We start from the raw sequence: 24,159 nt of genomic DNA, 5'->3' as shown, positions 1-24,159 counted from the left end.
GTCAGCTTAGTGCTGCCCTCCGCGGCCGGATCCGCGCGACCCGCGCCCCGACCCAGCACAGCGCCGCCGTCGGCAGGAAGACCGCGTCCGCCGCGATCATCGCCAGCGAGAACACCGGCAGCCCGAGCAGGACGGCGATCCCGACGTGCTCGGCCATCATCACCACCAGCAGCGCGTTCTTGACCCTCCGGTCGACCAGCGTGAACGGGAAGCCGACCTGGAGCAGCACCGTCCCGTAGGAGATCAGGAACACCGGCAGCAGCGCCCCGCCGACCAGCCCCGACAGGCCCGGCCAGGGGGTGAAGTAGTCCAGGTGCAGCGGGTAGTACAGCGCGGTGCCGTCCTGCCAGCGCGAGCCCTGCACCTTGTACCAGCCGGCCGTGGCGTAGATCAGCACCACCTCGACGGCGATCACCAGCATCGCGCAGTTGTGCACCATGGTCGCCAGCGCGTCCAGCACCGCCCGGGTCTCGCCCTCCGGCGCCAGCCGGCCGGCCAGCCACCACAGCCCGGCCACCGCCCACAGCCCCCAGAACAGCGGCGCCCAGCCGACGTACGGGAACCCCGGGGTGGTCCAGGCCAGGCTGGTCCCGGCGAAGCCGCCCAGCTGACAGACCAGCAGCAGCACGCCGAGCAGCGTCCAGAGCGGCACCCCGCCGCGCCCGGAGCCGCCCCGGCGGGCGTCCAGCGACCACACCTCGGCGCACCGGGTGAAGACCAGGTAGACCGCCATCAGGTGGACGATGTTGTCGCCGCCGTCGCCCAGGAAGACATTGCGGTTCTGCAGCGACAGCACGGTGACCAGGAACAGCACCGTGCTCGCCCTGGTCCGCCAGCCGAGCAGGACGGCCAGCGCGGCCAGCACCGCCAGGTGGTAGACCAGCTCGAACCAGAGCCGACCGCCGAACCAGGGCAGCACGGTCAGCGCCCCGTTGTCGGCCAGCAGCCGCTGGGCCAGGTCGGCCGACCAGGGCGAGGTGTCGCCGTACAGCAGCCGCCGGTTGGGCCACTCCCGCAGCAGGTACGCCAGCCAGACCAGCCCGAAGCCGATCCGCACCGTCGCCGCCTGGTACCGCCCGAGCACCCGCCCGGTGAACACCGCGACCGCCCGCCCGGCGAGCCCGGCCGGCCCGGCCCGACGGACGCCGGCGGGCGGGCCGGCCGTCTCCGGGCCGGGCTGCCGGGGGATCCCGGCCACCACCGCCGCCGCCACCGCCGCGTCGGCCGCGTCCCCGGCCGCATCGACCGCCCCGGCCGGACCGACGCCCCCGGCCGAACCGGTCGCGTCAACGACCCCGGCCGTACCGGCCACCTCGACGCCCCCGGCCGGGTCGGTCACGCCGGTCGTGTCGCCCGGTCCGCCGGGCACCGCCGCGCTCACCGGAGCCCCCGCAGGTCCCCGGCCTTCACCGGCCACCAGGGCAGCTCCCGCACCTTCGGCGCGCCGGGCGCCGCCTCCCCGCTCCACGCCGGCGGCGCGACCGTCGTACTGGTCACCCGCAGCTCGACCGCCACCACCGGCCGCCCGTCCACGCTCGGGCCGATCCGCTGCACCGCGATCCGCTTCAGGTACTCCTCGGCGAGCGTGCCGCGCGGATTGGTCGCCGACTCGTCCTGGGCGCTGTGCGAACCGTCGTAGAAGTCCCACGCGCGCCGCAGCAGGTTCTGGTCCGCGTGGCTGGGCGCCGGATTGCCCCGGATCGCGGCGATGTCCTGAGCGGTCAGCCCGACCCACTCGTGGATCCGCGCCTCCCCGTCCGGCGATTCGGTCCGCACCCGGGCGTCCACGGCGACGTTCTGCTGCAGCGGATTGGGCGCGAACAGCTTCCAGTTCTGCTCGAACTCCGGATAGATCAGGCCGTCCACCTGCTCCCGGTACTCCCGGGACAGTGAATTGGCGGGCGCCACGTGCAGGAAGACCGCGCCGAGGAAGAGCCCGGTGGCACCGGTCAGCAGGGCTCCGGCCGCGCCCAGGACGACCCGCGCGGGCGCCGACCAGGGCCGGCGGACGGGCGGCGGGTCCGTGCTCTCGGCCATGAACTCCCCCGGGGACGGGTGGGGCCGGCACCGCGCCGGCCCGGTCGCGCGCCCATCCTGCCCTACTCCCCGGGGCGGACGGATCCCCCCGGTCGTCCCTTCCCCGGGACCCGGCCCGGAACCTGGTCCAAGACATGGTTCAAGGCCTGGTCCGAGGCATGGCCCGGGTCCTGGTCCAGGACCCGGCCCGGGTCGTGGCTCCGGATCGTGCTCCGGGACCTGCCTCAGAGGACGAAGGCGTCCTGCCCGCCGGTGCTCACCATCGGGCGCCCGGCACCGTCCCAGGCGTACATGCCGCCGTCCACGTTGACCGCCTCCCGGCCGTTCTGCACCAGGTACTGGACGACCTGCGCGGAGCGCCCGCCGACCCGGCAGAGCACGTAGAGCTTCTCCTCCGGCAGCTCGCCGAGCCGGGCGACGACCTCGCCGATCGGGATGTGCAGGGCGCCCGCCACGTGTCCGGCGTCCCATTCGTCCTGCTCCCGGACGTCCAGCAGGGCGGCGTCGGCGGGCACGGCGGCGGCGTCGATGGTGGGGATCTGCGCGAACATCGTCTGGTTCTCCTGGGCTTCGGGATCGGCGCCGCCATTCTCCCCCACCGGACGGCCGCCGAGCAGCCCTTCCAGCTCGGCCTGCTGCGCGGCGGCCCTGGCCAGCAGCTGCTCGGCCAGCTCGGCCAGCAGCCCGTCCGGGTCCTGCGGGGCCAGGGCCAGCAGCTCGCCCATCGCACTGCGCTCCAGCCGGACCTGCTCCGCGGCCAGCTCGCTGATCCGCCCGGTCAGCCACTCCAGCCGACGGCGCAGCCAGCCGAGCCGGCCGGGGGAGTCGGTCGCGGGCGCGGCCTCGGGCGCGGTGGACCACTCGGCGGACAGCGCCTCCAGGGCGCCGGTGTCGCCGTACGCGTAGGCCTCGTTGACCCGGGCCAGGAACGCCGCCCGGCGTTCCTGCTCGGCCGGGTCGGTGGACAGGTCGGGGTGGGCCCGGCGCACCAGCTCGCGGTAGATCCGCTGGGCGTCCCGGCCGGGACGGACCCGGACCGGCGCGGGCGGCGGCGGGGTGTCCTCCTGGGCCCGGACGCTGTCGAACAGCGCGTCCAGGTCCGGCATGTCGTCCACCCGCTGCCGCGCCTCGTGGGCCCGCCGGAGGTCGTCCGGCAGCCCGGTCCGGGCGGCCACGGCCTCGGCCAGCAGCGCGTCCAGCTCGTCCAGCCGGGCGTAGAGCGGACCGAGCAGCTGGTGGTGGATCAGCGCGAAGTTGTCGATCTCGACGCGCAGTGTCCGCACGTCGACGTCCATGGTCAGCCAGGCGAGTTCGGCGGCCTCGACCCGCTCCTCCAGCTCCCCCTGCTGCGGATCCGTCCAGCGGACGGGGATCTGCGCGGTCACCTCTGGCCTCCGTCTCCTGCTGTCCGGTGCGGGGCCGGCCGGGCCCGTGCTGCGACCCTACCGCCCGGACCCGGCCCGGCCTGCGGGCCGGACGGGGAGTGCGCAGGGGCGCACGGCGTGTGACACGCAACTGATACCGAGGAATCTCCCCGTTTCGCTATCGAGTCCCGGCCGGTCCGTGCTTCGCTGGTATCCGCACAGCATGCCTTCCTCCGGAGAACCGGCCGTCTCCAGGCGTGGCGGCCAGGCGGGAGCAGACCGAATCCATGGTGGACGATCCAAACTCCACACCGCGTCCGACGGGCACCGCTCCGGAGCCCGGCACCGCACCGGGCGACCAGCCGTCGGGGGTGGTCGCCCTGGTCCGGCTCGCCGTCGTGCTGGTCGACCGCGAGGGGCGGATCGCCCAGTGGAGCCGGGCCGCCGAGGAGCTGTTCGGACACCGCGCCGAGGCCGTCCACGACCGGCCGGCCGCCGGCCTGCTGCCCGCCGCCGAGCCGCGCAGCGTGCCGGGCCAGGCCGGGCCCGCCGGCACCGGCCGCCGCCGCGACACCTTCACCACCCTCGCCGAGCTGACCCCGGACGGCACCGCCTGGGCGGGGCAGCTGCCCGTGGTCGACCGCGAGGAGCACCTGCGGGACGTGCTCTGGTGGGCCTACCCGCTGGAGGGCCCGGCCGGCCGGCTGCTGGCCCTGGCCGCCGACGCCCGCCCGCTGCGCACCGCCGGCCCCCGGCTGGCGCTCGGCGAGCGGCTGCTGCCGTTCGCCGCCGCCCCGGGTGCCCTGGGCGGCTTCCACCGGCTCTCCGCCGCGCTGGGCGCCGCCGGCCGGCCGGTCCCCGGAACGCTCGCCGCGGTGCTGCCCGGCGCGGCCGAGCGCCGCGGACCGCTGCTGGCCGCGCTCGCCCGGGGCGGACTGCCCGCCCTGCGGCTGGACCCGAGCACCGTGCTGCCGCTGCACCCGGCCGACCCGGCGGCCGGCACCGCCCACGCGGCGGCCGGGATCGGCCGCCGCTACCCGACCGCCCAGCAGCGCACCGCCCGGCTGGGCCCGCCGGCCCCGCCCGAGCAGTCCGCCCCCGGACGCCGCCCCGCCGCTCCGCTGCCCGCCCAGCGCGAGGCCGCGGCCGCACCGGCCGCCGCGGACCGGGCCGCCCGCTCCGACCGCCCCGGCGGCGAGCTCACGGCCGGCGGCGTCCCGGCCCCGCCGAGAGGAGGCACCACCATCGAGCAGACCACCGTCGGCCCGTCCGCCAACGGACACCGGCCGCACCCGGGCGACCCGGCGCCGCCGACCGCACCGACCCCGCCGACCACCGTCCCCGTCCCCGTCCCCGCCGCCGCGCCCCCGCCCGGACCGCCGGCCGGCCGGTTCGGCCCGTTCCTGACCAACGGCCACGCCGGCGAGCAGCTCGCCCTGCTCAACGAGGTCGGCGGCAAGGTCGGCACCACCCTCGATCTCGGCTTCACCGCCCACGAGCTGTGCCGGGTGCTCGTCCCCCGGGTCGCCGACTTCGCCTGCGTCGACCTCGTGGACGGCCTGATCTCCGACTCCGAGCTGCCCGCGGCCCGCCCCGACGACGACACGATGCTGCGCCGGGTCGCCCTGGCCCGCAACGAGTCCGCCGGCCAGTGGGACCACGTGCTCGCCGAGGGTTCGCTGGTTGCCATGCCCCGGCGCACCCCGCCCGGCATGGCCCTCCAGCTGAACCAGCCGGTCCTGGTCCCGGTGGTCACCCGGGACGTCGCGGTCGAGTACGCCGCCGCGCTCGGCGGCCCCGAGCTCGTCCCGGTGGTGTCCGGCCGCTCGATGCTGGTCGTGCCGCTCTCCGCCCGCGGCACCGTGCTCGGCATCCTCAAACTGCTCCGGCTCCCCGACCGGGCCCCGTTCGACGAGAGCGACGCCGCCACCCTCAAGGAGCTGGCCGCCAGGGCCGCGCTCTCGCTCGACAACGCCCGGCTGCACCGGGCCGAGTCCCGGGTCGCCACCACCCTGCAGCGCTCGATGATCCCGACCCGTCCCCCGCAGATCCCCGGCGTCCAGATCGCCCACCGCTACCTGCCCGGCGACTCCCGGGCCGAGGTCGGCGGCGACTGGTTCGACGCGATCCAGCTCCCCGGCAGCCGGGTCGCGCTGGTGGTCGGCGACGTCATGGGCCACGGCCTCCACTCGGCCGCCGCGATGGGCCGCTTCCGCACCGCGATGCAGACCCTGGCCGCGCTCGACCTGCCTCCCGGCCAGCTGCTGCGCCATCTGGACAACCTGGCCCACAAGCTCGGCGACGACCATCTCGCCACCTGCCTGTACGCGGTCTACGACCCGATCAACCGGACCTGCGAGCTGGCCAGCGCCGGCCACGTGCCCCCGGTCCTGGTCCACCCGGACGGCACCGGCGAGCTGCTGGAGATCCCGGCCGGCGCCCCGATCGGCGTCGGCGGGGTGCCGTTCGTCGCCAAGACCATCGACGTCTCGGACGGCTCGATGCTGGTGCTCTGCACCGACGGCCTGGTCGAGGTCCGGGGCGGTGACATAGGAGCGGGCCTGGCCGCGCTCTGCGGCAATCTGATCGACCCCCGGCAGAGCCCGGAGGAGGCCTGCGACGTGGTGCTGGACCGGCTGCACTCCGACGACCGCAAGGACGACGTGGCGCTGCTGGTGGCCCGCTTCGACGGGGTCGCGCCGAGCGAGGTCGCCACCTGGGACCTCACCGTCGACCAGCGCGAGGTCGGCCGGGCCCGTGCCCTGGTCCGCGAGCAGCTGGCCGCCTGGCACCTGGAGTCGATCGGCGACACCGTCGTCCTGCTGGTCAGCGAGCTGGTCACGAACGCCGTCCGGGTGGCGCGGGACCGGGTCCAGCTCCAGCTGATCCGGGTGGACAAGCTGCTGGTCGAGGTCAGCGACGACAACCACAACCTGCCGTCGCTGGAGCCCGCCGAACAGCTCGGCGAGACCGGCCGCGGCCTCACCCTGGTCACCAAGCTGGCCGAGCGCTGGGGCACCGCCCGCAAGGCGGTCGGCAAGGTCGTCTGGTTCGAACTGCCGCTGTGACGCGGAGGAGCCCGCGGACCGTCCGGTCCGCGGGCTCCCGTGTCCGTCCTGCTCGTCGGCCCCTAGGTCCTTTCTTTTGGATCAGCGAGCGGACCAGATGAAGATGCCTGCGATGTGGAGTCCGGCCCGGTAGACGGTGGCGGTCTTCTCGTAGCGGGTGGCCAGGCCGCGCCAGTTCTTCAGGCGGTTGATGCACCGCTCGACGGTGTTGCGCCGCTTGTAGGCCTCGCGGTCGAAGGCCGGGGGGCGACCGCCTCGGCGGCCCTTGCGTTTGCGGTTGGCGATCTGGTCGGCGGGCTGTGGGATCACCGCGCGGATGCCGCGCCTTCGCAGGTGTTCGCGGATGGCCCTCGACGAGTAGGCCCGGTCCGCCAGGACCACGAGGGGCCGGGTGCGCGGTCGTCCGACCGTCCTGGGCATGCGCAGGGCGGTCATGACGTGCTCGAACGCGGGCGCGTCGCCGGCCTGGCCGGGCGTGAGCACGAAGCACAACGGGCGGCAGCGGCTGTCCGCCGCGAGGTGGATCTTCGTCGTCAGGCCGCCGCGGGAGCGTCCGACGGCGTGGTGGGCGGGTTCGTCGGCCGGGGCCCCTTTTGACGGGCCCCGGCCGCGTTCTGATGCGCGCGCACGATCGTGGAGTCGACCGCCACGACCCAGTCCAGGTCGCCCTCGGCGTCGGCCTGCGCGAGCAGGGCGGTGAAGACCCGCTCCCAGGTTCCGTCGATCGCCCAGTTCCGCAGCCGGGTGTAGGCGCCCTTCCACGAGCCGTACTTCTCAGGCAGGTGCACCCACTGCGAACCGGTCTGGAACTTCCACGCGATCGCGTCGATCACCTCACGGTGATCACGCCACCGCCCGCCCCGCTTCGGCGTCCGGTCCGGCAACAACGGCTCTATCCGCGCCCACTGCGCGTCAGTCAACGGCACGACCAGACCAACGATCCGATGATCGGAAAGAAACGCCCTAGGGCACGGCCGCGCCGGCCGGGGTGCGGCGGCGGACGTCCGCCGCAGCCGCCTCCAGCGAGGCGGTGGCCGTCGCCACCACGGCCGCCGCGCCGACCCCGGCCAGCACCCGCGGCCAGAAGTCCCCGAACACCTCCATCGAGACGGCGATCAGCAGCGCCGCGATCACCGCGACCACGTGCTCCATCCCGGCCAGGTTCGGCAGCACGATCGCCTCGCCGACCATCACCGCCACGACCAGCCCGGCCGTGAACCAGGCCCGGCAGCGGAACGCGATGCAGATCGCCAGCGCCACCACCGCGGCCGAGGGGCCGGTGTCCCGCACGTGGGCGACCCACTTCGGGAAGCCGAAGACGTGGTCCGGTCCGATCGCCACCCCGACCCGGGCGAACAGCGTCCCGGCGAGGGTGCAGGTGTAGGCGACCACCAGGGTGAGCCGCCGGCCGAGCACGATCTCGGCGATGCCGAAGACCACGAAGACCTGTGCCAGCGCCCCCCACACCGGCAGGTCCAGGGCCGGCACGTACAGCGACAGCGGCGTGCGCAGCAGCGAGACGTCCAGCGGCAGCGCCGCCTTGACCACGCCGATCCGGGTGACGAACTGCGCGCCGCCCGGAAGGTGCTGGACGATGCTGAACAGCAGGATCAGACAGGTCGCCGCGGTGGCCAGTGGAACGGCCGCGAACTTCTTCCGCGCGACCTGCTCCCGGACCGTCCCGAACAGCGCTCCCCACTCGGCGACAGCGGCCTCTCTGGCAATAGCCACCGGCCCCTTTCGCACGCCCCCCGCGTGGGTCCTCCGCATCACAACCGGTTCTCCGAATCCCCGTTGGCGCAAGCGCCTTCTCGACTACCTCCACATTAGAAGCCGGTTAACGAATCCACATCGGCAATTGTGCGGATCCGAGTCATCCTCTAGGGGGAGAAACAACCATGAGATCCCCCCGGACGGCTGCCCGGCCCCCTCCGCCCCCCGGCGGAGGGCTACCCCTTCCCGTCCTGTGCCGCCGCCGCCACCCGGGGGGCCGTGCCGGACGGCCCCTGGTGCCGGCGACGGAACAGCGCGGGCAGGCTCGGTGCGGTGATGAAGCCCTCGGCCCGGGCACTGGCGATGCCGATCCGCGGAATCTCGCTGCTCTTCTCGAACAGCAGATAGCGCGGCTCCCAGATCGGCCGGTACTTGGCGTTGGCCCGGTAGAGCGATTCGATCTGCCACCAGCGCGAGAAGAAGCCGAGAACGGAACGCCAGAGCCGCAGCACCGGGCCCGCCCCGAGCTTCGAGCCCCGTTCGAAAACGGAACGGAACATGGCGAAGTTCAGCGAGACCCTGGCCAGGTTCACCTCACGGGCGCGCTGCAGGAGTTCGATCACCATGAACTCCATCAGGCCGTTCTCGGTGTCCCTGGCCCGGCGCATGAGGTCCAGCGAGAGCCCGTCCGCGCCCCACGGCACGAAGCTGAGCAGGGCCTTCAGCTCGCCCTCGGCGTCGTGGCACTCCAGCATCACGCAGCGCCCGTCGCCCGGGTCGCCGAGCCGGCCCAGCGCCATCGAGAAGCCGCGCTCGGTCGCGCCGTCGCGCCACTGGTCGGCCTTGGCCACCAGCTCGGCCATCTCGCACTCGGGGATCTCCTCGTGCCGGCGGATCCGCACCGTGTAGCCGGCCCGCTTGACCCGGTTGTACGCCTGGCGCACCACCCGCATCGCCCGGCCGTCCAGCGAGAACTCGTCGAGCTCGACGATCGCCTCGTCGCCCAGCTCCAGCGCGTCCAGCCCGTGCCGGGCGTAGATCACCCCGGCCTCCTCGGAGGCGCCCATCACGGCCGGCGCCCAGGCGTGCTCGCGGGCCTCGGACAGCCAGGCGTCGATCGCCCCGGGCCAGGCCTCGGGGTCGCCGATCGGGTCGCCGGAGGCCAGCGAGACGCCGCCGACCACCCGGTAGGTGACCGCCGCCTTGCCGCTCGGCGAGAACATCACCGCCTTGTCCCGGCGGAGCGCGAAGTAGCCCAGCGAGTCCCGGTCGCCCTGCTTCTCCAGCAGCCCCCGGATCCGCTCCTCGTCCTCGGCGGTGAGCAGCTCGGTGTTCCGCGGGCTGCGGAAGGCCACGTAGAGGACCAGCAGGAAGAGCACCGCGCCCATGGTGTTGATGACCGCGTTCACCCAGGTCGGCGCGTCGATGACGGAGCGCAGGTGCTGGCTCGGGTCGATGGTGATCATCCGGCCGACCGAGTAGCGGAACATGTCCCAGAAGTCGGCGGCGCCGTGCAGGTTGTTGGTGAGGGCGACCAGGGCCGCGCCGACCACCCCGCCGAGGCCCAGGCCGAGCACGAACGTGGCGGCCGCGGTCTTCGGGTTGGAGCTGTCGCCCTTGGAGGTGAACTCCTTCCGCCCGACCAGCAGTGCCAGGACGAAGCCGCAGGTCAGCACGGTGGAGATGTAGTTCAGCGGGTGCTTGGTGAAGCCTCCGCCGGGCAGCGTCATGGCGAGCAGGTAGAGCACCGCGAACAGGCCGGCCAGCGCCGTGTTGAAGATCCACGCGGCCCGCTTGCGGCGCCGCATCGCGATCGCCAGGAAGACCGAGAGCACCGCGCTGCTCAGTCCGGTGGTCATCAGGTAGGGGGTGAAGTACTCGCCCTCGTTGTGCGTCTCGATCTGGTCCCGGAACGGCACCGAGAGAACGGCCACGAGGTTCAGCAGGGCGATCAGCCGCAGGTACCAGACGGTCGCCGCCGCGGCCCGCGGACGCCAGCGCGCCATGAGGGCACCGGACCCGGATCCGGTGGGGGCGGTGGAGGGCTCCGGCTTCACAGTGGACGACACAGCTCAATTCCAAACGATCAGATGGTGGGCCGCATCCGCACGCGGCCCGGCCGGCCACCCACCCCGGCCGCGGACCGACCGAACGGCAGCCGATTCCATGGTTCCCCACGATCGGTGAGAATCGCGTGAACCAGGCAGCGGATTCACACCCCCGCCGTTCGGCGGGGTTGCTCCGGGAGGCCGGGCCCGGCGAAGCCGCCGGTCAGGCCCTACTCTCGATTCAGTCATGCGGACCGGCCCGGCCCGTCCGCCGAACCGAGGAGGGACCATCACCACCACCCGCGTGCTGATCGTGGACGACGAGATCCTGGTCCGGTCCGGGCTGGGCCTCATCGTCGGCTCCGCCCCCGACCTGGAGGTGGTCGGCGACTGCTCGGGCGCGCAGACCGAGGAGTACGTCCGGCGGCTGCGTCCGCACGTGGTGCTGCTCGACATCCGGATGCCCGACCTGGACGGCATCTCGGTGCTCCGCCGGCTGCGGGCGCTGCCCGATCCGCCGGCCGTGGCGATGCTGACCACCTTCGACACCGAGGAGCACATCGGCACCGCGCTGCGGGCCGGCGCCTCCGGCTTCCTCCTCAAGGACACCGCCCCGGACCAGTTGGTGCACGCCGTCCGGGTGCTCGCGGCCGGCGGCAACATCCTCTCCCCGACCGTGACCCGGACCGTGATCGGCGGCTACGTGGACGGCGGCGGCCCGGACGCCGAGGCGGCGTCCCTGGCCCGCACCCTGACCGGCCGGGAGCTGGACGTCCTGGCGCTGCTGGGCGAGGGGCTGTCCAACGCCGAGATCGCCGACCGGCTGTTCCTCGGCACCGGCACCGTGAAGGACCACATCAGCGCGATCCTCGGCAAGCTCGGCGCCGCCAACCGGGTCCAGGCGGCCGTCGTCGCCCACCGGGCCGGACTGGTCCGGCCGAAGCCGAGCGACGGGGCATGAGCGACCCCTCTCCCGCACGACGCCTTCCGGCCGGGCTCACCGCGCCCTGGCTGATGATCCTGCTGCCCGCCGTCTACTCCCTGATGGACGCCGCCCTGGTGGCCCGCGGCGCCCCGCTCTGGCAGACCCTGCTGTCGGTCCTGGCCGCCGTGGCGCTGCTGTGGCGGCGCCGCTACCCGGTCGCCGTGCTGCTGCTGACCATGCCCGGCAGCTACCTCGACGACATCTGGCTCGCCCCGATCACCGCCGTCTACACGGTGGCGGCCGAACGCCCCCACCCCCGGGTGGTGCTCCCCTGCGCCTCGCTCTTCGCCCTGGTGGAGTTCTTCCACTGGCCGCTCTCCGAGCAGTCCTTCGAGCCCACCCGGGACACCGCGCTGTACGCCATCCAGTCGGTGATGCTCGCGGCGGGCCCGGCCGCCACCGGTCTGCTGTCCCGGACCAGGCGCGAGCTGGCGGGTCGGCTGGACGAGCTCACCCGGGGCCAGGCCCGGGAGAGCCGGCTGCTGGCCGACCGGGTGCTGAGCGAGGAGCGCGGCCGGCTCGCCCGGGAGATGCACGACGTGGTCTCGCACCAGGTCAGTCTGATCAGCATCCAGGCGGGCGCGCTCCAGGTGTCCACCACCGACCCGGCGGCCTCGGGCGCCGCGTCGACCATCCGCGAGCTGTCCGTGCGCACCCTGGAGGAGCTGCGGCAGATGGTCGGTGTACTGCGGGCCGGCGGGCCGAGGACCGGTGCGCCACTGGCCCCGCAGCCCAGGCTGGCCGACCTGCCCCGGCTGATCGAGGAGAGCGGGCTGGCCGCCGACACCGAGCTGGCCCCGGGCGACCGCCCCTGGCCGGAGGCGGTCGAGCGGGCCGCCTACCGGACCGTCCAGGAGGCGCTCACCAACATCACCAAGTACGCGCCGCAGGCCGCGGTGCACGTCCGGATCCGGGCCCGGGGGCGACGGCTGCGGGTGGAGGTGCGCAACGACGCCCCGCCGGTCCGTCCCGACCGGATCCTGCCCGGCGGCGGCCACGGCCTGGTCGGCCTGCGCGAACGCGCCCAGCTGCTCGGCGGCTCGCTGGACGCCGGCCCGACCGCGGACGGCGGCTTCGAGGTCCGCGCCGACCTCCCGGCGCCGTCCTCCTGAGACCGGGAGCGTCCGGCCCGGACCGGGGCCGTCCTCCCCGGACCGCCACCGCCCTGCCGGTGCCGGGAAACAAAAAAGCCCCGCAGATCCGAAGATCTGCGGGGCTTCGCTGTGCGCGAGGGGGGAGTTGAACCCCCACGCCCTTTCGGGCACTGGAACCTGAATCCAGCGCGTCTGCCTATTCCGCCACCCGCGCATGGGTGTTTTCACCGCTTGCCGGTCGATCAGCCGATCCGCTCGGTACCATGTGGTCTTCGCGGTTCTTCGATCGGGCCACCCGGTGGGCGCCCCTTCCGACATGCAAAACAGTAGCACGACCTGCGGGTCACCTCCGAATCCGTTCCCGGGGGAGGCGGAGCGCATCCGAACGGATGCCCGGCGAACAGGCGAGCGAGGGATGCCGGGCCCGCCGGGCGGGTACTCCTGGCATGCTGCCGCCCGCATGCGTCACCCTGTGTGTCCGAGCCCACCCCCGGGCACCACATGGTCCGGGAACCGTACGGATGGCCCCGGCGTGGATACGATCAGTACGGAAGTACCGCAATCAGGCGCGACCGGCTCCCCCCGGAAACCGGTCGGCAGGCAGGCGAACGAACCCTTGGAAGGGGGTGCCCCATGGGAGTGCTGAAGAAGTTCGAGCAGCGGCTCGAGGGTCTCGTCAACGGCACCTTCGCCAAGGTGTTCAAGTCCGAGGTCCAGCCCGTGGAGATCGCCGGAGCGCTGCAGCGCGAGTGCGACAACAACGCGAGCATCTGGAACCGCGACCGGACCGTCGTGCCCAACGACTTCATCGTCGAACTCAGCCCGCACGACCACGAGCGGCTGAGCCCCTACTCCGGGCAGCTGGGCAACGAGCTCGCCGGCATGGTCCGCGAGTACGCGGAGGCCCAGCGCTACACCTTCATGGGCCCGCTGCAGGTGAACCTGGAGAAGGCCGACGACCTCGACACCGGCCTGTACCGGGTGCGCAGCCGCACCCTCGCCGCCGAGGAGCCGCAGCAGCAGGCCCCCGCGCAGCCGACCCAGCCCGGCTACGGCCGCCCGCCGGCCGCACCGGCTCCCGGCGCACCGTGGCAGCAGGGCGGCGCCCAGTACGCCGCGCCCCCGCCGCCACCGGCCGCGCCCCCCGTGACCCCGCCGGCGCCGACCGCGCCGGCCGCCCCCGCCGGCGGCAACGTGCGCCCCTTCCCGGGCGGCGGCCACGGCACCTCGGTGCGCCGCTGGATCGAGGTGAACGGCGCCCGCCACCAGATCTCCGGGAACGGCTGCGTGCTCGGCCGCTCGACCGAGGCGGACGTCCGCATCGACGACCCCGGGGTGTCCCGCAAGCACGCCGAGATCCGCCCCGGCACACCCTCGATGGTGCTGGACCTGGGGTCGACGAACGGCATCGTGGTGGACGGGCAGCACACCCAGCGCGCTACGCTCCGCGACGGCTCTCGAATCGTCGTGGGCTCCACCACCATCGTCTACCGACAGGTCGAAGGGTAGAGCGGGCGCGGTTATGTCAGAACTGACCCTCACGGTCATGCGGCTGGGCTTCCTGGCCGTGCTGTGGCTGTTCGTGATCGTCGCGGTCCAGGTGATCCGCAGCGACCTCTTCGGGACCAGGGTGAACCCCCGGTCCTCCCGCCGGGGCGGCGGCGCCGCGGCGCCCGCGGCCGGTGCGGCCGGGCGGGCCCCGCAGGGCCAGCCGCCGGCCGGCGGTCCGCCGACCCAGGGCGGCGGGCGCCGTCGCGGCGCCCCGACCCAGCTGGTCGTGGTGCAGGGCTCGCTGGCCGGGACCACCGTCGCGCTGCAGGGCCAGACCATCACGCTGGGCCGGGCGCACGACTCCACCATCGTGCTGGACGACGACTACGCGTCCTCCCGGCATGCCAGGATCTATCCCGACCAGACTGGGCAGTGGACGGTGGAGGATCTAGGCTCCACCAACGGCACCTATCTGGACCGTCAGCGCCTGACCGCGCCGACCCCGCTCCAGCCGGGCATGCCGATCCGTATCGGCAGGACCGTCATCGAACTGCGGAAGTAGTAGCGCATGAGGGACAGCATCCCGTCCATGACCCAGAGGGGGGCACAGGTCGCATGACCCTGGTGCTGCGCTTCGCCGCCGGCTCCCACAAGGGACTGATCCGGGAGGGGAACGAGGACTCCGGCTACGCCGGCCCGCGGCTGCTGGCCGTGGCCGACGGCATGGGCGGGGCGGCGGCCGGTGAGGTCGCTTCCTCCGAGGTGCTCGGCTCGATCGTCCGCCTGGACGAGGACGTGCCGGGCGCCGACCTGCTGACCCTGCTCGGCGACGCGGTCCAGGGCGCCAACGACCGGCTCCGGCAGATGGTCGAGGAGGACCCGCAGCTCGAAGGCATGGGCTGCACCCTCACCGCGATGCTCTGGACCGGCCAGCGGATGGGCCTGGTCCACGTCGGAGACTCCCGCGCCTACCTGCTGCGGGACGGCTCGCTGGTGCAGATCACCCAGGACCACACCTGGGTGCAGCGGCTGGTCGACGAGGGCCGGATCACTCCGGAGGAGGCCGAGACCCACCCCCAGCGTTCGCTGCTGATGCGCGCGCTGGACGGCCGGGGCCAGGTCGAACCGGACCTGTCGATCCGCGAGGTGCGGGCCGGCGACCGGTATCTGATCTGCTCCGACGGCCTCTCCGGCCCGGTCAGCCACCAGACCCTCCAGGACACGCTGGGCAGCTACTACTCGCCCGAGCAGACCGTGCAGGAGCTGATCCAGCTCGCGCTGCGCGGCGGCGGCCCGGACAACATCACCTGCATCGTCGCGGACGTCCTCGACGTCGGCGCCACGGACACCCTGAGCGGCCGGTTCAACGACGTGCCGGTGGTGGTCGGCGCGGTCGCCGAGACCCCGCCGTCCTCGACCGCCGCGGACCAGTCGATCCGCGACACCCCGGCCGGCCGCGCGGCCGGGCTCGGCCGCGGCCCGCAGGGCGCCTTCGGCCCCGCCGAGGGCTACGGCGCCGGGGTCCCCGACCCCGGGTTCGGCCCGGCCGGCGGCTACGAGGGCGGTTCCGCCGAGCCCTCGGTGCACGGGACCGAGGACTACGACGACGACGCGCCCCGGCGCCCCAGGCGCAAGAACCGGGCGCTGGCGTTCTCCCTGGTCGGCCTGGTCACCGTGGGCCTGCTGGGCGCGGGCGGCTTCTTCGGCTACCAGTGGACCCAGAGCCAGTACTACGTGGGCGCCGAGGGCGACCACGTCGCGGTCTTCCAGGGCGTGAACCAGAGCCTGGCCGGAGTGAACCTGTCCTCGGTGCACACGCCGTACAAGGACATCGAGCTCAAGTACCTCCCGCAGGACCAGCGCACCCACGTCACCAACACCATCTCGGCGAGCAGCCTGGGCGACGCCGACGACAAGGTGAAGAAGCTGGGCGAGCAGGCCGCGTTCTGCCGCAGGGTCTCCGACGTCCGGGCCACCGCCGGCGGCACGTCCACCACGGGCGGCACGCCGGCGACCGGCCAGCCGACCCAGCAGGCCGCCGCCGGGACCGTGGCGACGCACGCCGGGTTCGTGACGGCGACCACCGCGCCCAGCCCGTCCGCGACCGGACGCGCCCCGGCGGCCGGCGTCCCCACGACCACCCCGAGTCCGAGCACGCCGAGCACGAGTGCCCCGGCCCCCGTCGTACCCGGCCAGGGTGCCGCGGCCCCGGCGGCCCCGCAGAGCGACCTGCCCGGCCTGAGCGACGAGGAGCGGCAGCGCGCCGACTCCTGCCCGAAGCCGTGACGGACGCGACCCGACATAGGCCCGCCCGGCGCGGGTCCGCCGGCCGTCAGGGAGCGGCTACCACGTGAGAGAGCGAAGCGAACAGGCCGACGAGAGGCGCGTGCGGGCGAACGCCCCTGCCGAGCGGAGCGGGGCGGGAGCATGAGTACCTTCGATGTGAGCAGCGACCCGAACAGCCGGTCCGCCGGCGTTCCGGCCGACCGCGCGTCCTCGCGGCGCCGCCGCAACACCACCATCTCGCCGCAGGCGACGCCGAACCGGCGCAACACCGAGCTGGCGATGCTGGCGTTCGCGGTGCTGCTGCCGGTCCTGGCCTACGCCAACGTGGGCCTGGCGATGGACGACAAGCTGCCCGCCGGGATGCTCGGCTACGGCCTGGGCATGGGTGCGCTCGCCCTGATCGCGCACCTGCTGATGCGCAGGTTCGCCCCGTACGCGGACCCGCTGATGCTGCCGATCGCCACCCTGCTGAACGGGCTCGGCGTGGTGATGATCTGGCGGCTGGACAAGGCCGGGCCGCTGCTGCACAACAACTTCCCGGCCGCCTCCAACCAGCTGATGTGGTCGGGCCTGGGCATCGCGTTCTTCATCGTGGTGATGGTCTTCCTGAAGGACCACCGGGTCCTGCAGCGCTACACCTACATCTCGATGGCGGTGGCCCTGGTGCTGCTCGCCGCCCCGGCGTTCTTCCCGGAGCGCAAGGAGGACCTCGGCGCCAAGATCTGGATCCGGATGGGCGCCTTCTCGATCCAGCCCGGTGAGTTCGCCAAGATCATCCTGACGGTGTTCTTCGCCGGCTACCTGATGGTCAAGCGCGACGCCCTGGCGCTGGCCAGCCGCCGCTTCATGGGCCTGTACCTGCCGCGCGGCCGGGACCTCGGCCCGATCATCGTGATCTGGCTGCTCAGCCTGCTGATCCTGATCTTCGAGAACGACCTCGGCTCGTCCTTCCTGTACTTCGGCCTCTTCGTGGTGATGCTCTACGTCGCCACCGAGCGGACCAGCTGGATCGTGGTCGGCCTGCTGATGTCGATCGGCGGCGCGGTCGCGGTGGCCTCCACCGCCAGCCACGTCAAGACCCGCATCGACGCCTGGCTCGACCCGATGGCCGCCTTCGCCCCGAAGCCGCCGCCGGGGTCCACCGAGCAGATCGGCCAGTCGCTGATGGCGCTCGGCTCGGGCGGGGTGACCGGCTCCGGCCTCGGTCAGGGCCGCTCCTGGCTGATCGACTTCGCCGCCAAGAGCGACTTCATCCTCGGCTCCTTCGGCGAGGAGCTCGGCCTCACCGGCATGATGGCGATCTTCGTGCTCTACGCCCTGCTGATCCAGCGCGGTCTGCGCACCGCGGTCGCCGCCCGCGACCCCTTCGGCAAGCTGTTCGCGGTCGGGCTCTCCTCCGCGATGGCGCTGCAGGTGTTCGTGGTCGCCGGCGGTGTCACCGGCCTGATCCCGCTGACCGGTATGACCATGCCGTTCCTCGCCCAGGGCGGATCCTCGGTGGTCGCCAACTGGGCGCTGGTCGCGATCCTGCTGAAGATCAGCGACAACGCCCGCCGCCCCGGGGTGGAACACACCCCCACACCCGAGATCCAGGGGGTCACCGCCTCGTGAACAAGCCGATCCGCCGGGTCTCGATCTTCTGCCTCGTGCTGATCCTGGCCCTCATGGTGCGCACCAACTGGGTCCAGGGCGTGCAGGCCGACGCCTGGGCGAGCAACAAGTACAACAAGCGGCAGGTCTACGACCGCTACGCCTACCCGCGCGGCAACATCATCGTCGACGGCCAGCCGATCACCCAGTCCACCTTCGTGGACGGCCTGCGCTACAAGTACAAGCGGTCCTGGACCGACCCGCAGATGTACGCCCCGGTCACCGGCTACTCCTCGCAGGCCTTCGGGGCCAGCCAGCTGGAGCAGCTCGAGGACGGCGTCCTCTCCGGCAGCGACGACCGGCTGTTCTTCCGCAACACCCTGGACATGCTGACCGGGGAGCAGAAGCGCGGCGGCGACGTCGTCACCACGATCAACTCCAAGGCCCAGAAGGCGGCCTTCGAGGGGCTCGGCAACAAGAAGGGCGCGGTCGTCGCGCTCGACCCGAAGACCGGCGCGATCCTGGCCCTGGTCTCCACCCCGTCCTACGACCCGGCGAGCTTCGCGGGCAACGAGTCCACCGACTCCAAGGCCTGGACCGACCTCAACGCCGACCCCAACAAGCCGATGCTCAACCGGGCGCTGCGCGAGACCTACCCCCCCGGCTCGACGTTCAAGCTGGTCACGGCCTCGGCGGCGTTCGAGAACGGCCTCTACCAGAACATCGACGACCAGACCGCGACCCCGGACCCGTACACCCTGCCCGGCACCAACTTCGTGCTGAAGAACGAGTCCGACCGGGAGCAGTGCGGCAACGCCACCATCAAGTCCGGCATGGACCAGTCCTGCAACACGGTGTTCGCCAAGATCGGCGCCGACCTCGGCAAGGACAAGATGCGGGTGCAGGCCGAGAAGTTCGGCTTCAACAGCACCGTGGACACCCCGGTCCGGTCCGAGAAGAGCGTCTACCCGTCCAACTCCACCCCGGACGGCACCGCCCAGGACTCGATCGGCCAGCACGACACCCAGGCCACCCCGCTGCAGATGGCGATGGTCTCCGCGGCGATCGCCAACAACGGCTCGCTGATGCAGCCGTACCTGGTCGCCGAGGAGCGCTCCGCCTCGCTGACCACCATCTCCAAGCACAGCGAGAAGCAGTTCTCGCAGCCGATCAGCCCGGCCACCGCGCAGAAGATGCAGGACCTGATGGTCTCGGTGGTCGAGAACGGCACCGGCAAGAACGCCAAGATCCCGGGCGTCACGGTCGGCGGCAAGACCGGCACCGCCCAGCACGGCGAGGGCAACGCGGGTCTGCCGTTCGCCTGGTTCACCTCCTACGCCAAGGCCTCCGACGGCCGCACGGTCGCGGTCGCGGTGGTCGTCGAGGACGGCTCCAACAACCGCGACGGCATCAGCGGCGGCCGGCTGGCCGCCCCGATCGCGAAGTCCGTGATGCAGGCCGTCCTCGGCAAGTGACAGGGGCCACCGGGGGAGCCGGCGGCGGGTGAGGGAAATGTCACGATCGGCACCCCCGGTCCGGATACCGGTCTGATATCGGCCTGCGGCCGACTCGGGTCCGGTACGGTCCGACCGGTAGCGTGTCCGCAGCAGCGGGTGTACCCGTTGCCGTCCGTGCGGTGCCGAACCGGTCCTGACCGCAGAACCATCCGGGGCCCGGACGGCGTCACAGGGAGCGTGCGGGGACACCTACGTCACAACCTCACCGGCGGGTGAGGGAGAGGGTCGCAACTATGGAAGAGCCTCGTCGCCTCGGCGGCAGGTACGAGCTCGGCGGCGTCCTCGGGCGCGGCGGCATGGCCGAGGTGTACCTCGGCCATGACACCAGGCTCGGCCGCTCCGTCGCCGTGAAGACGCTCCGGGCCGACATGGCCCGCGATCCGTCCTTCCAAGCCCGGTTCCGCCGCGAGGCACAGTCCGCGGCGTCGCTGAACCACCCCGCGATCGTCGCCGTGTACGACACCGGCGAGGACTACATCGACGGCATCTCCATCCCGTACATCGTGATGGAGTACGTCGAGGGGTCCACGCTGCGGGAGCTGCTGCACTCCGGCCGCCGGCTGCTGCCGGAGCGCGCGCTGGAGATGACCATCGGCATCCTCCAGGCCCTGGAGTACTCCCACCGGGCCGGCATCGTGCACCGCGACATCAAGCCCGCCAACGTCATGCTCACCCGCCAGGGCAACGTCAAGGTGATGGACTTCGGCATCGCCCGGGCGATGGGCGACGCCGGCATGACGATGACGCAGACCTCCGCCGTCATCGGCACCGCCCAGTACCTCTCCCCGGAGCAGGCCAAGGGCGAGCAGGTGGACGCCCGCTCCGACCTCTACTCCACCGGCTGCCTGCTCTACGAGCTGCTCACGGTGCGCCCGCCGTTCGTCGGCGACTCCCCCGTGGCGGTCGCCTACCAGCACGTCCGGGAAGAGGCGCAGCCGCCGTCCGTCTTCGACCCCGAGGTGCGCCCCGAGGTCGACGCGATCGTGCTCAAGGCGCTCGCCAAGGACCGCGACTACCGCTACCAGAGCGCCGACGAGATGCGCGACGACATCGAGCGCTTCCTCGACGGCCTGCCGGTGGCCGCCGCCCAGCAGGCCGCCGCGTACGGCATGGGCGCGGCCGGGTACGGCTACGACCAGAACGGCTACCCGCAGCACGACCCGTACGGCCAGACCAACCTGCTGCCGCAGCAGGTCCCCGGCGGTCCGACCACCGTCCTGCCGCAGGCCGCTCCGGCCGGCTACGCCGCCCAGCCCCAGCCCGGTTACGACGACGGTTACGGCCAGACCTACGCCGGTGCCCCCGGGGCCGGCGGCAACGACGGCTACGACGACGGCTACGGCCGGGGCGGCCGGCGTGCCGAGGAGCCGCCGAAGAAGAGCAACACCTCCTGGATCGTGCTGGCGGTCGCCGCCGTGCTGGTCCTGGTGGGCACCTTCTTCGTCGCCCAGGCGATGTTCGGCAACAAGAAGGGCGACGAGAAGAAGGAGGCCGTGAAGATCGCGGCTCCGGGCCTCGTCGGCAAGACCCTGGCCGAGGCCAAGGCACTCGTCGCCCAGGCCGGTCCGAAGCTGGTGCTCACCGAGGGCGACAAGATCGCCTGCCCGGACACCAACGTGAAGAAGGACCAGGTCTGCACGCAGAACCCGACGGCCGGCAACCAGGTCGCCGAGGCCGCCACGATCACGGTGCAGCTGTCCTCGGGCCCGGCCAAGAGCGCCGTTCCCAGCGTGGTCGGCAAGTCCAAGGAGCAGGCGGTCAAGGCGCTCGCCGACGCCGGCTTCACCAATGTGACGACCGACTACAAGGACGACGACAACGCCCCGCTGGACCAGGTGCTCTCGCAGGACCCGGCCAGCGGCGGCGCCGACCCGACCGCCCCGGTCAAGCTGACCGTGTCGCAGGGCAAGGCCAAGATCAACGTGCCGAGCGTGGTCGGCCAGCAGAAGGAGGCCGCCGAGGCCGCGCTGACCGGCGCCGGCTTCCAGGTGGACTCCTCGAAGACCCAGACGACCAACGAGCCCGCCAAGGTCAACACGGTCGCCTCGCAGAACCCGGCCGGCGGCAAGCAGCCGGCCAACACCAAGATCACGCTGACCATCTTCAAGGCGCCGGACAAGGTCTCCGTCCCGCCGCTGCAGAACGTCCAGCTCAAGGACGCCATCAAGACCCTCCAGGGGATGGGCCTGCAGTACACCGTCGTCCAGGGCCCGCAGGACCCCAACGCCACGGTGATCGCCTCCAACCCGCAGGCCGGGACCCAGGTGGACCCGAACACCTCGGTCGGGCTGATGACCAAGGCGGTGGATCCGCCCAAAGGGGGCGACACACCGACCCTCCCCGGGATCCCCGGCCTCCCCACCCCCAGCAACACCAAAGGGGGACCCAACAACTAAGCCCTGGTTCCCCTGGTTCTGAGCCCCCCGGGGTCGGACCGACCGGCTGAGTTGTTCCCGGCAGAACGCCCGAGGGCCCGTCGACACCGCGTCGACGGGCCCTCGGGCGTACACCGGGGTCTGCGGCCGCGTTCCGGCCCCCTCGAGGCCCTGGCGGGCTCCGGGCGGCTCCCGGGGCCGTACGGGCCCGTACGGGCCCGTACGGGGGCGCCGGAGGGCCGCGGCGGGCCCTGGCGCCCGTCCCCGCCCCCGGACGCCGGTGGCCCGCCGCCGGGCCGCCCGTGCCCCGCCGCCGGGCCCTCGGCGCCCGCTCCCGGACCCGACCGCGGGTGCCGCGGGCCTCAGCGCTGCCGCAGCTCCGCGGGCGGAGTGCGCGCGGCGTCCATGTCGTCCACCCGCACCAGACTCCCCCAGACCGCCATCCGGTAGCGCGAGGTGTAGACCGGCGTGCAGGTGGTCAGCGTGATGTACCGGCCGGGACCGGTGTAGCCGGAGCCCTTCGGCACCGGGGCGACGATGCCGGTGTCGTACTTCGACGTCTCCGGCAGGGTGCTGTCGACCCGGTAGACGTACCACTTGTCGCGGGTCTCGACCACGATCGCGTCGCCCTTGCCGACGGCGTCGAGATCGTGGAACTTCGCCCCGTGCCCGTCCCGGTGCGCGGCCAGCGCGAAGTTGCCGGACTCGTCCCAGGGCATCGCCGAGCGGTACGGCTGCTCGTACACCCCGGCCACGCCCTCGGCCAGGGTCGCCGTGTCGGTGCCCATCCGGATCATCACCTGGTTGTCCCGGCCCATCGCCGGGACGTGCAGGAAGCCGATCCCGTCACCCGCCGCGTAGACCGGCCCGGTGGCGGCGGCCGCGGCCGGCCCGGCCGACGGGCCACCGGACGGGGGAGCGGCCGGGGCACCGGCCGCCCAGGACTCGCGCAGCTGGTCCGAGGCCGCCGAGGCGGAACGGTCCGCCAGCACGTCGGTCCACCACAGCGAGTAGCTGACGAACAGGCCCAGCACCAGCCCCAGGGTGATCAGCAGCTCGCCGACGACACCCAGCACGGCCAGTGCCCGGCCGCCCCGCCCGCGGCGTCGCCGGGGTCCGCCGCCGGGCCCCGGCTCGGACGACGGAGCGGCCTCCTCGGCCGCGGGCTCGGTCCCCTGGGTCACGTCTCTCCCTCTGTCGTCGCCCGCCCGCCCGCGGTCAGCCCCCCGCGAGGGCGGCCGGCTTGCCCTGGCTGCGCGGCCTTTCCTCGATCATCTTGCCAAACACGATCAGGCGCGCCTTGGAGCTGAACTCCGGGGTGCACGTGGTCAGCGTGATGTACCGGCCCGGACCGCTGAACCCGGCGCCGTTCGGGACCGGCTTGATGACGCTCACGTTGGACGGCGGCGTCTCCGGGATGCCCCCGGTGACCTCGTAGGTGTAGTACGCGGTCGCGGTCTCCACCACGATCTTGTCGCCCTTGCCGAGCTGGTTGATCCGGCGGAACGGCTCGCCGTGCGTGTTGCGGTGCGCGGCCAGCGCGAAGTTGCCCGCCTTGTCGGCCGGCATGCCGGTACCGGAGTAGTGCCCCACCAGGCCCTTGTCCAGCACGGGCGCCTTGGCGGTGCCCTCGGCGATCGGGAACTTCTGGCCCAGCTTCGGCAGGTGGATGATCGCGAAGCCCTTGCCGGGCTCGAAGGTCTCCGGTTTGGCCGGGTCCGGCGCCGGCTGTCCGGGCGCCGGGGCGCCTTGGGCGGGCCCGGCGTCGAACTGCTGCTCCAGTCGGTTGCGGGCACCGTCGGCGGCCGCGTCGGCCTGCACGTTGGTCCACCAGAGCTGGTACGAGACGAAGAGCAGCATCACCAGGCCGAGGGTGATGCACAGCTCCCCGAGGAACCGGGCGAAGACCACCGCCGCCGACTCCTTGACCGGGGGACCGGCCGCGGCCCGGCCGCCCGCGCGGCGCCGGCCGCGGCCCTGCGCGGCACGACGGCGCTCGGCCCGGCCGCCCGGGGCGGGCGGCAGCTGTTCACCGGCCACGGCGGCCATGGTGACCGTCTCCGCGGCGGCGAGCACCGCCCCGGCCGGCTCCGGCTCCTGGGGCACCGCCCCGGCCGGCTCCGGCACGACGGGCGGCGCGGGCTCGTAGACGCCCCAGCCGTCCTCGGCCCCGGACTGCGCCGGCCAGGCCGGGTCCGCACCGGCGTTCGCGCCCCGGCCCCGGTGGTCCGGCCCGGCCTGGTACGGGTCGTAGGACTGGTACTGGCCCTGCTGGGGCTGCTGCGCGTACTGGCCCTGCTGCACGTACTGGCCCTGCTGGGAGGGCTGGGGCTGCTGCCGGCCGTACTGGCCGTACTGGTCCTGCTGCGGGTGGGCGCCCTGCTGCGGGTACGCGCCCGCACCGGCCTGCGGGTACTGCTGCGGGGCCTGCTGGTACGGGACCCCCTGGAGGTGCTGCCCGTACGGGTCCTGCTGCTGCCCGTACGGCTCGTGCTGCTGCCCGTACTGCACCCCGGCGCGGTACGCGTCACCGCCCTCCGGGTCCGCCCCCGGCTGGTATCGCCCCTCCGGACGCACCGCGGTCACGCCGC

Annotated in this window: 17 protein-coding genes and 1 tRNA gene; 9 read left to right on the top strand and 9 right to left on the bottom strand. The window is 73.2% G+C overall.

Going from position 1 to position 24,159, the window contains the following annotated elements; translation table 11 throughout:
- Position 1: 1 nt before the first annotated feature.
- The 3 genes from BLU95_RS42375 to BLU95_RS19995 all read right to left on the bottom strand — a co-directional run bounded on the left by BLU95_RS42375 (position 2) and on the right by BLU95_RS19995 (position 3,422).
- The gene (locus BLU95_RS42375; RefSeq protein ID WP_093861234.1) at positions 2–1,381 is read right to left on the bottom strand and encodes an HTTM domain-containing protein; all 1,380 of its coding nucleotides are present in this window, start codon (positions 1,379–1,381) and stop codon (positions 2–4) included.
- Positions 1,378–2,037, bottom strand: a complete 660-nt coding sequence (locus BLU95_RS20005; protein ID WP_093861233.1) for a DUF5819 family protein — start codon at positions 2,035–2,037, stop codon at positions 1,378–1,380. The genes BLU95_RS42375 and BLU95_RS20005 overlap by 4 nt, the downstream gene beginning before the upstream one ends.
- Before the next feature lie 224 nt (positions 2,038–2,261).
- The gene (locus BLU95_RS19995) at positions 2,262–3,422 is read right to left on the bottom strand and encodes a rhodanese-like domain-containing protein (RefSeq protein ID WP_159424952.1); all 1,161 of its coding nucleotides are present in this window, start codon (positions 3,420–3,422) and stop codon (positions 2,262–2,264) included.
- A 266-nt stretch (positions 3,423–3,688) separates the two neighbouring features.
- Between BLU95_RS19995 and BLU95_RS19990 the strand changes: the two genes are divergently transcribed.
- Positions 3,689–6,469: an ATP-binding SpoIIE family protein phosphatase gene (locus tag BLU95_RS19990; RefSeq protein WP_093861232.1), complete on the top strand. Its 2,781-nt coding sequence runs from the start codon at positions 3,689–3,691 to the stop codon at positions 6,467–6,469.
- Positions 6,470–6,550: 81 nt separating this feature from the next.
- Here the strand turns inward: BLU95_RS19990 and BLU95_RS19985 are convergent.
- The 3 genes from BLU95_RS19985 to BLU95_RS19975 form a co-directional block, all read right to left on the bottom strand.
- Positions 6,551–7,401 (bottom strand): IS5 family transposase gene (locus BLU95_RS19985; RefSeq protein ID WP_502689868.1). Its coding sequence is split into 2 segments (ribosomal slippage): positions 6,551–7,065 and positions 7,065–7,401, totalling 852 coding nucleotides; the frame shifts between segments, so codons are not numbered across the junction.
- 31 nt (positions 7,402–7,432) lie between these two features.
- Positions 7,433–8,200 carry a hypothetical protein gene (locus tag BLU95_RS42370; protein WP_159424951.1) on the bottom strand — a complete coding sequence of 256 codons (768 nt, stop codon included), beginning with the start codon at positions 8,198–8,200 and terminating at the stop codon, positions 7,433–7,435.
- A gap of 218 nt (positions 8,201–8,418) precedes the next feature.
- On the bottom strand, positions 8,419–10,188 hold the full coding sequence (locus BLU95_RS19975; RefSeq protein ID WP_093864993.1) for a phosphatidylglycerol lysyltransferase domain-containing protein: 1,770 nt from the start codon (positions 10,186–10,188) through the stop codon (positions 8,419–8,421).
- A 289-nt stretch (positions 10,189–10,477) separates the two neighbouring features.
- On the opposite strand from BLU95_RS19975, the gene BLU95_RS19970 reads away from it, so the two are divergent.
- Both BLU95_RS19970 and BLU95_RS19965 read left to right on the top strand, forming a co-directional pair.
- Positions 10,478–11,191, top strand: a complete 714-nt coding sequence (locus BLU95_RS19970; RefSeq protein ID WP_173862083.1) for a response regulator — start codon at positions 10,478–10,480, stop codon at positions 11,189–11,191.
- Positions 11,188–12,327: a sensor histidine kinase gene (locus tag BLU95_RS19965; RefSeq protein WP_093861231.1), complete on the top strand. Its 1,140-nt coding sequence runs from the start codon at positions 11,188–11,190 to the stop codon at positions 12,325–12,327. Before BLU95_RS19970 ends, BLU95_RS19965 begins: the two co-directional genes overlap by 4 nt.
- A 112-nt stretch (positions 12,328–12,439) precedes the next feature.
- Here the strand turns inward: BLU95_RS19965 and BLU95_RS19960 are convergent.
- Positions 12,440–12,523: transfer RNA gene (locus BLU95_RS19960), tRNA-Leu, on the bottom strand.
- 419 nt (positions 12,524–12,942) lie between these two features.
- On the opposite strand from BLU95_RS19960, the gene BLU95_RS19955 reads away from it, so the two are divergent.
- From BLU95_RS19955 to pknB, 6 genes are all read left to right on the top strand, one after another.
- Positions 12,943–13,818, top strand: coding sequence for an FHA domain-containing protein (locus BLU95_RS19955; protein WP_093861230.1), 876 nt, complete (start codon positions 12,943–12,945; stop codon positions 13,816–13,818).
- Positions 13,819–13,831: 13 nt separating this feature from the next.
- Positions 13,832–14,362, top strand: a complete 531-nt coding sequence (locus BLU95_RS19950; protein ID WP_093861229.1) for an FHA domain-containing protein FhaB/FipA — start codon at positions 13,832–13,834, stop codon at positions 14,360–14,362.
- Between the two features lie 53 nt (positions 14,363–14,415).
- Positions 14,416–16,086 carry a PP2C family protein-serine/threonine phosphatase gene (locus tag BLU95_RS19945; protein WP_093861228.1) on the top strand — a complete coding sequence of 557 codons (1,671 nt, stop codon included), beginning with the start codon at positions 14,416–14,418 and terminating at the stop codon, positions 16,084–16,086.
- A 141-nt stretch (positions 16,087–16,227) separates the two neighbouring features.
- Positions 16,228–17,697, top strand: coding sequence for an FtsW/RodA/SpoVE family cell cycle protein (locus tag BLU95_RS19940; RefSeq protein ID WP_093861227.1), 1,470 nt, complete (start codon positions 16,228–16,230; stop codon positions 17,695–17,697).
- The gene (locus BLU95_RS19935; protein WP_093861226.1) at positions 17,694–19,151 is read left to right on the top strand and encodes a peptidoglycan D,D-transpeptidase FtsI family protein; all 1,458 of its coding nucleotides are present in this window, start codon (positions 17,694–17,696) and stop codon (positions 19,149–19,151) included. Before BLU95_RS19940 ends, BLU95_RS19935 begins: the two co-directional genes overlap by 4 nt.
- Positions 19,152–19,426: 275 nt before the next feature.
- A complete protein-coding gene (pknB, locus tag BLU95_RS19930; RefSeq protein ID WP_093861225.1) occupies positions 19,427–21,589 on the top strand; it encodes a Stk1 family PASTA domain-containing Ser/Thr kinase in 2,163 nt (720 codons plus the stop codon).
- A 341-nt stretch (positions 21,590–21,930) separates the two neighbouring features.
- Here pknB and BLU95_RS19925 read toward each other — a convergent pair whose 3' ends face one another.
- Together BLU95_RS19925 and BLU95_RS44190 are read right to left on the bottom strand one after the other, a co-directional pair.
- Positions 21,931–22,752 carry a class E sortase gene (locus BLU95_RS19925; protein ID WP_093861224.1) on the bottom strand — a complete coding sequence of 274 codons (822 nt, stop codon included), beginning with the start codon at positions 22,750–22,752 and terminating at the stop codon, positions 21,931–21,933.
- A 34-nt stretch (positions 22,753–22,786) separates the two neighbouring features.
- On the bottom strand, positions 22,787–24,154 hold the full coding sequence (locus BLU95_RS44190; RefSeq protein WP_231978658.1) for a class E sortase: 1,368 nt from the start codon (positions 24,152–24,154) through the stop codon (positions 22,787–22,789).
- Positions 24,155–24,159: the final 5 nt, after the last annotated feature.

Origin of the sequence: Streptomyces sp. TLI_053, from assembly GCF_900105395.1 — a bacterium.
Classification (GTDB): domain Bacteria; phylum Actinomycetota; class Actinomycetes; order Streptomycetales; family Streptomycetaceae; genus Kitasatospora.
This window is presented reverse-complemented; position numbering and strand designations above follow the sequence as displayed.

What these genes read in the sequence shown, in the direction of transcription:
- BLU95_RS19990 (WP_093861232.1), top strand. Translation starts at nt 3,689, where the DNA reads ATGGTGGACGATCCAAACTCCACACCGCGTCCGACGGGCACCGCTCCG.
- pknB (WP_093861225.1), top strand. Translation starts at nt 19,427, where the DNA reads ATGGAAGAGCCTCGTCGCCTCGGCGGCAGGTACGAGCTCGGCGGCGTC.
- BLU95_RS20005 (WP_093861233.1), bottom strand. Translation starts at nt 2,037, where the DNA reads ATGGCCGAGAGCACGGACCCGCCGCCCGTCCGCCGGCCCTGGTCGGCG.
- BLU95_RS19970 (WP_173862083.1), top strand. Translation starts at nt 10,478, where the DNA reads ATGCGGACCGGCCCGGCCCGTCCGCCGAACCGAGGAGGGACCATCACC.
- BLU95_RS19945 (WP_093861228.1), top strand. Translation starts at nt 14,416, where the DNA reads ATGACCCTGGTGCTGCGCTTCGCCGCCGGCTCCCACAAGGGACTGATC.
- BLU95_RS19955 (WP_093861230.1), top strand. Translation starts at nt 12,943, where the DNA reads ATGGGAGTGCTGAAGAAGTTCGAGCAGCGGCTCGAGGGTCTCGTCAAC.
- BLU95_RS19940 (WP_093861227.1), top strand. Translation starts at nt 16,228, where the DNA reads ATGAGTACCTTCGATGTGAGCAGCGACCCGAACAGCCGGTCCGCCGGC.
- BLU95_RS19965 (WP_093861231.1), top strand. Translation starts at nt 11,188, where the DNA reads ATGAGCGACCCCTCTCCCGCACGACGCCTTCCGGCCGGGCTCACCGCG.
- BLU95_RS19950 (WP_093861229.1), top strand. Translation starts at nt 13,832, where the DNA reads ATGTCAGAACTGACCCTCACGGTCATGCGGCTGGGCTTCCTGGCCGTG.
- BLU95_RS19975 (WP_093864993.1), bottom strand. Translation starts at nt 10,188, where the DNA reads ATGGCGCGCTGGCGTCCGCGGGCCGCGGCGGCGACCGTCTGGTACCTG.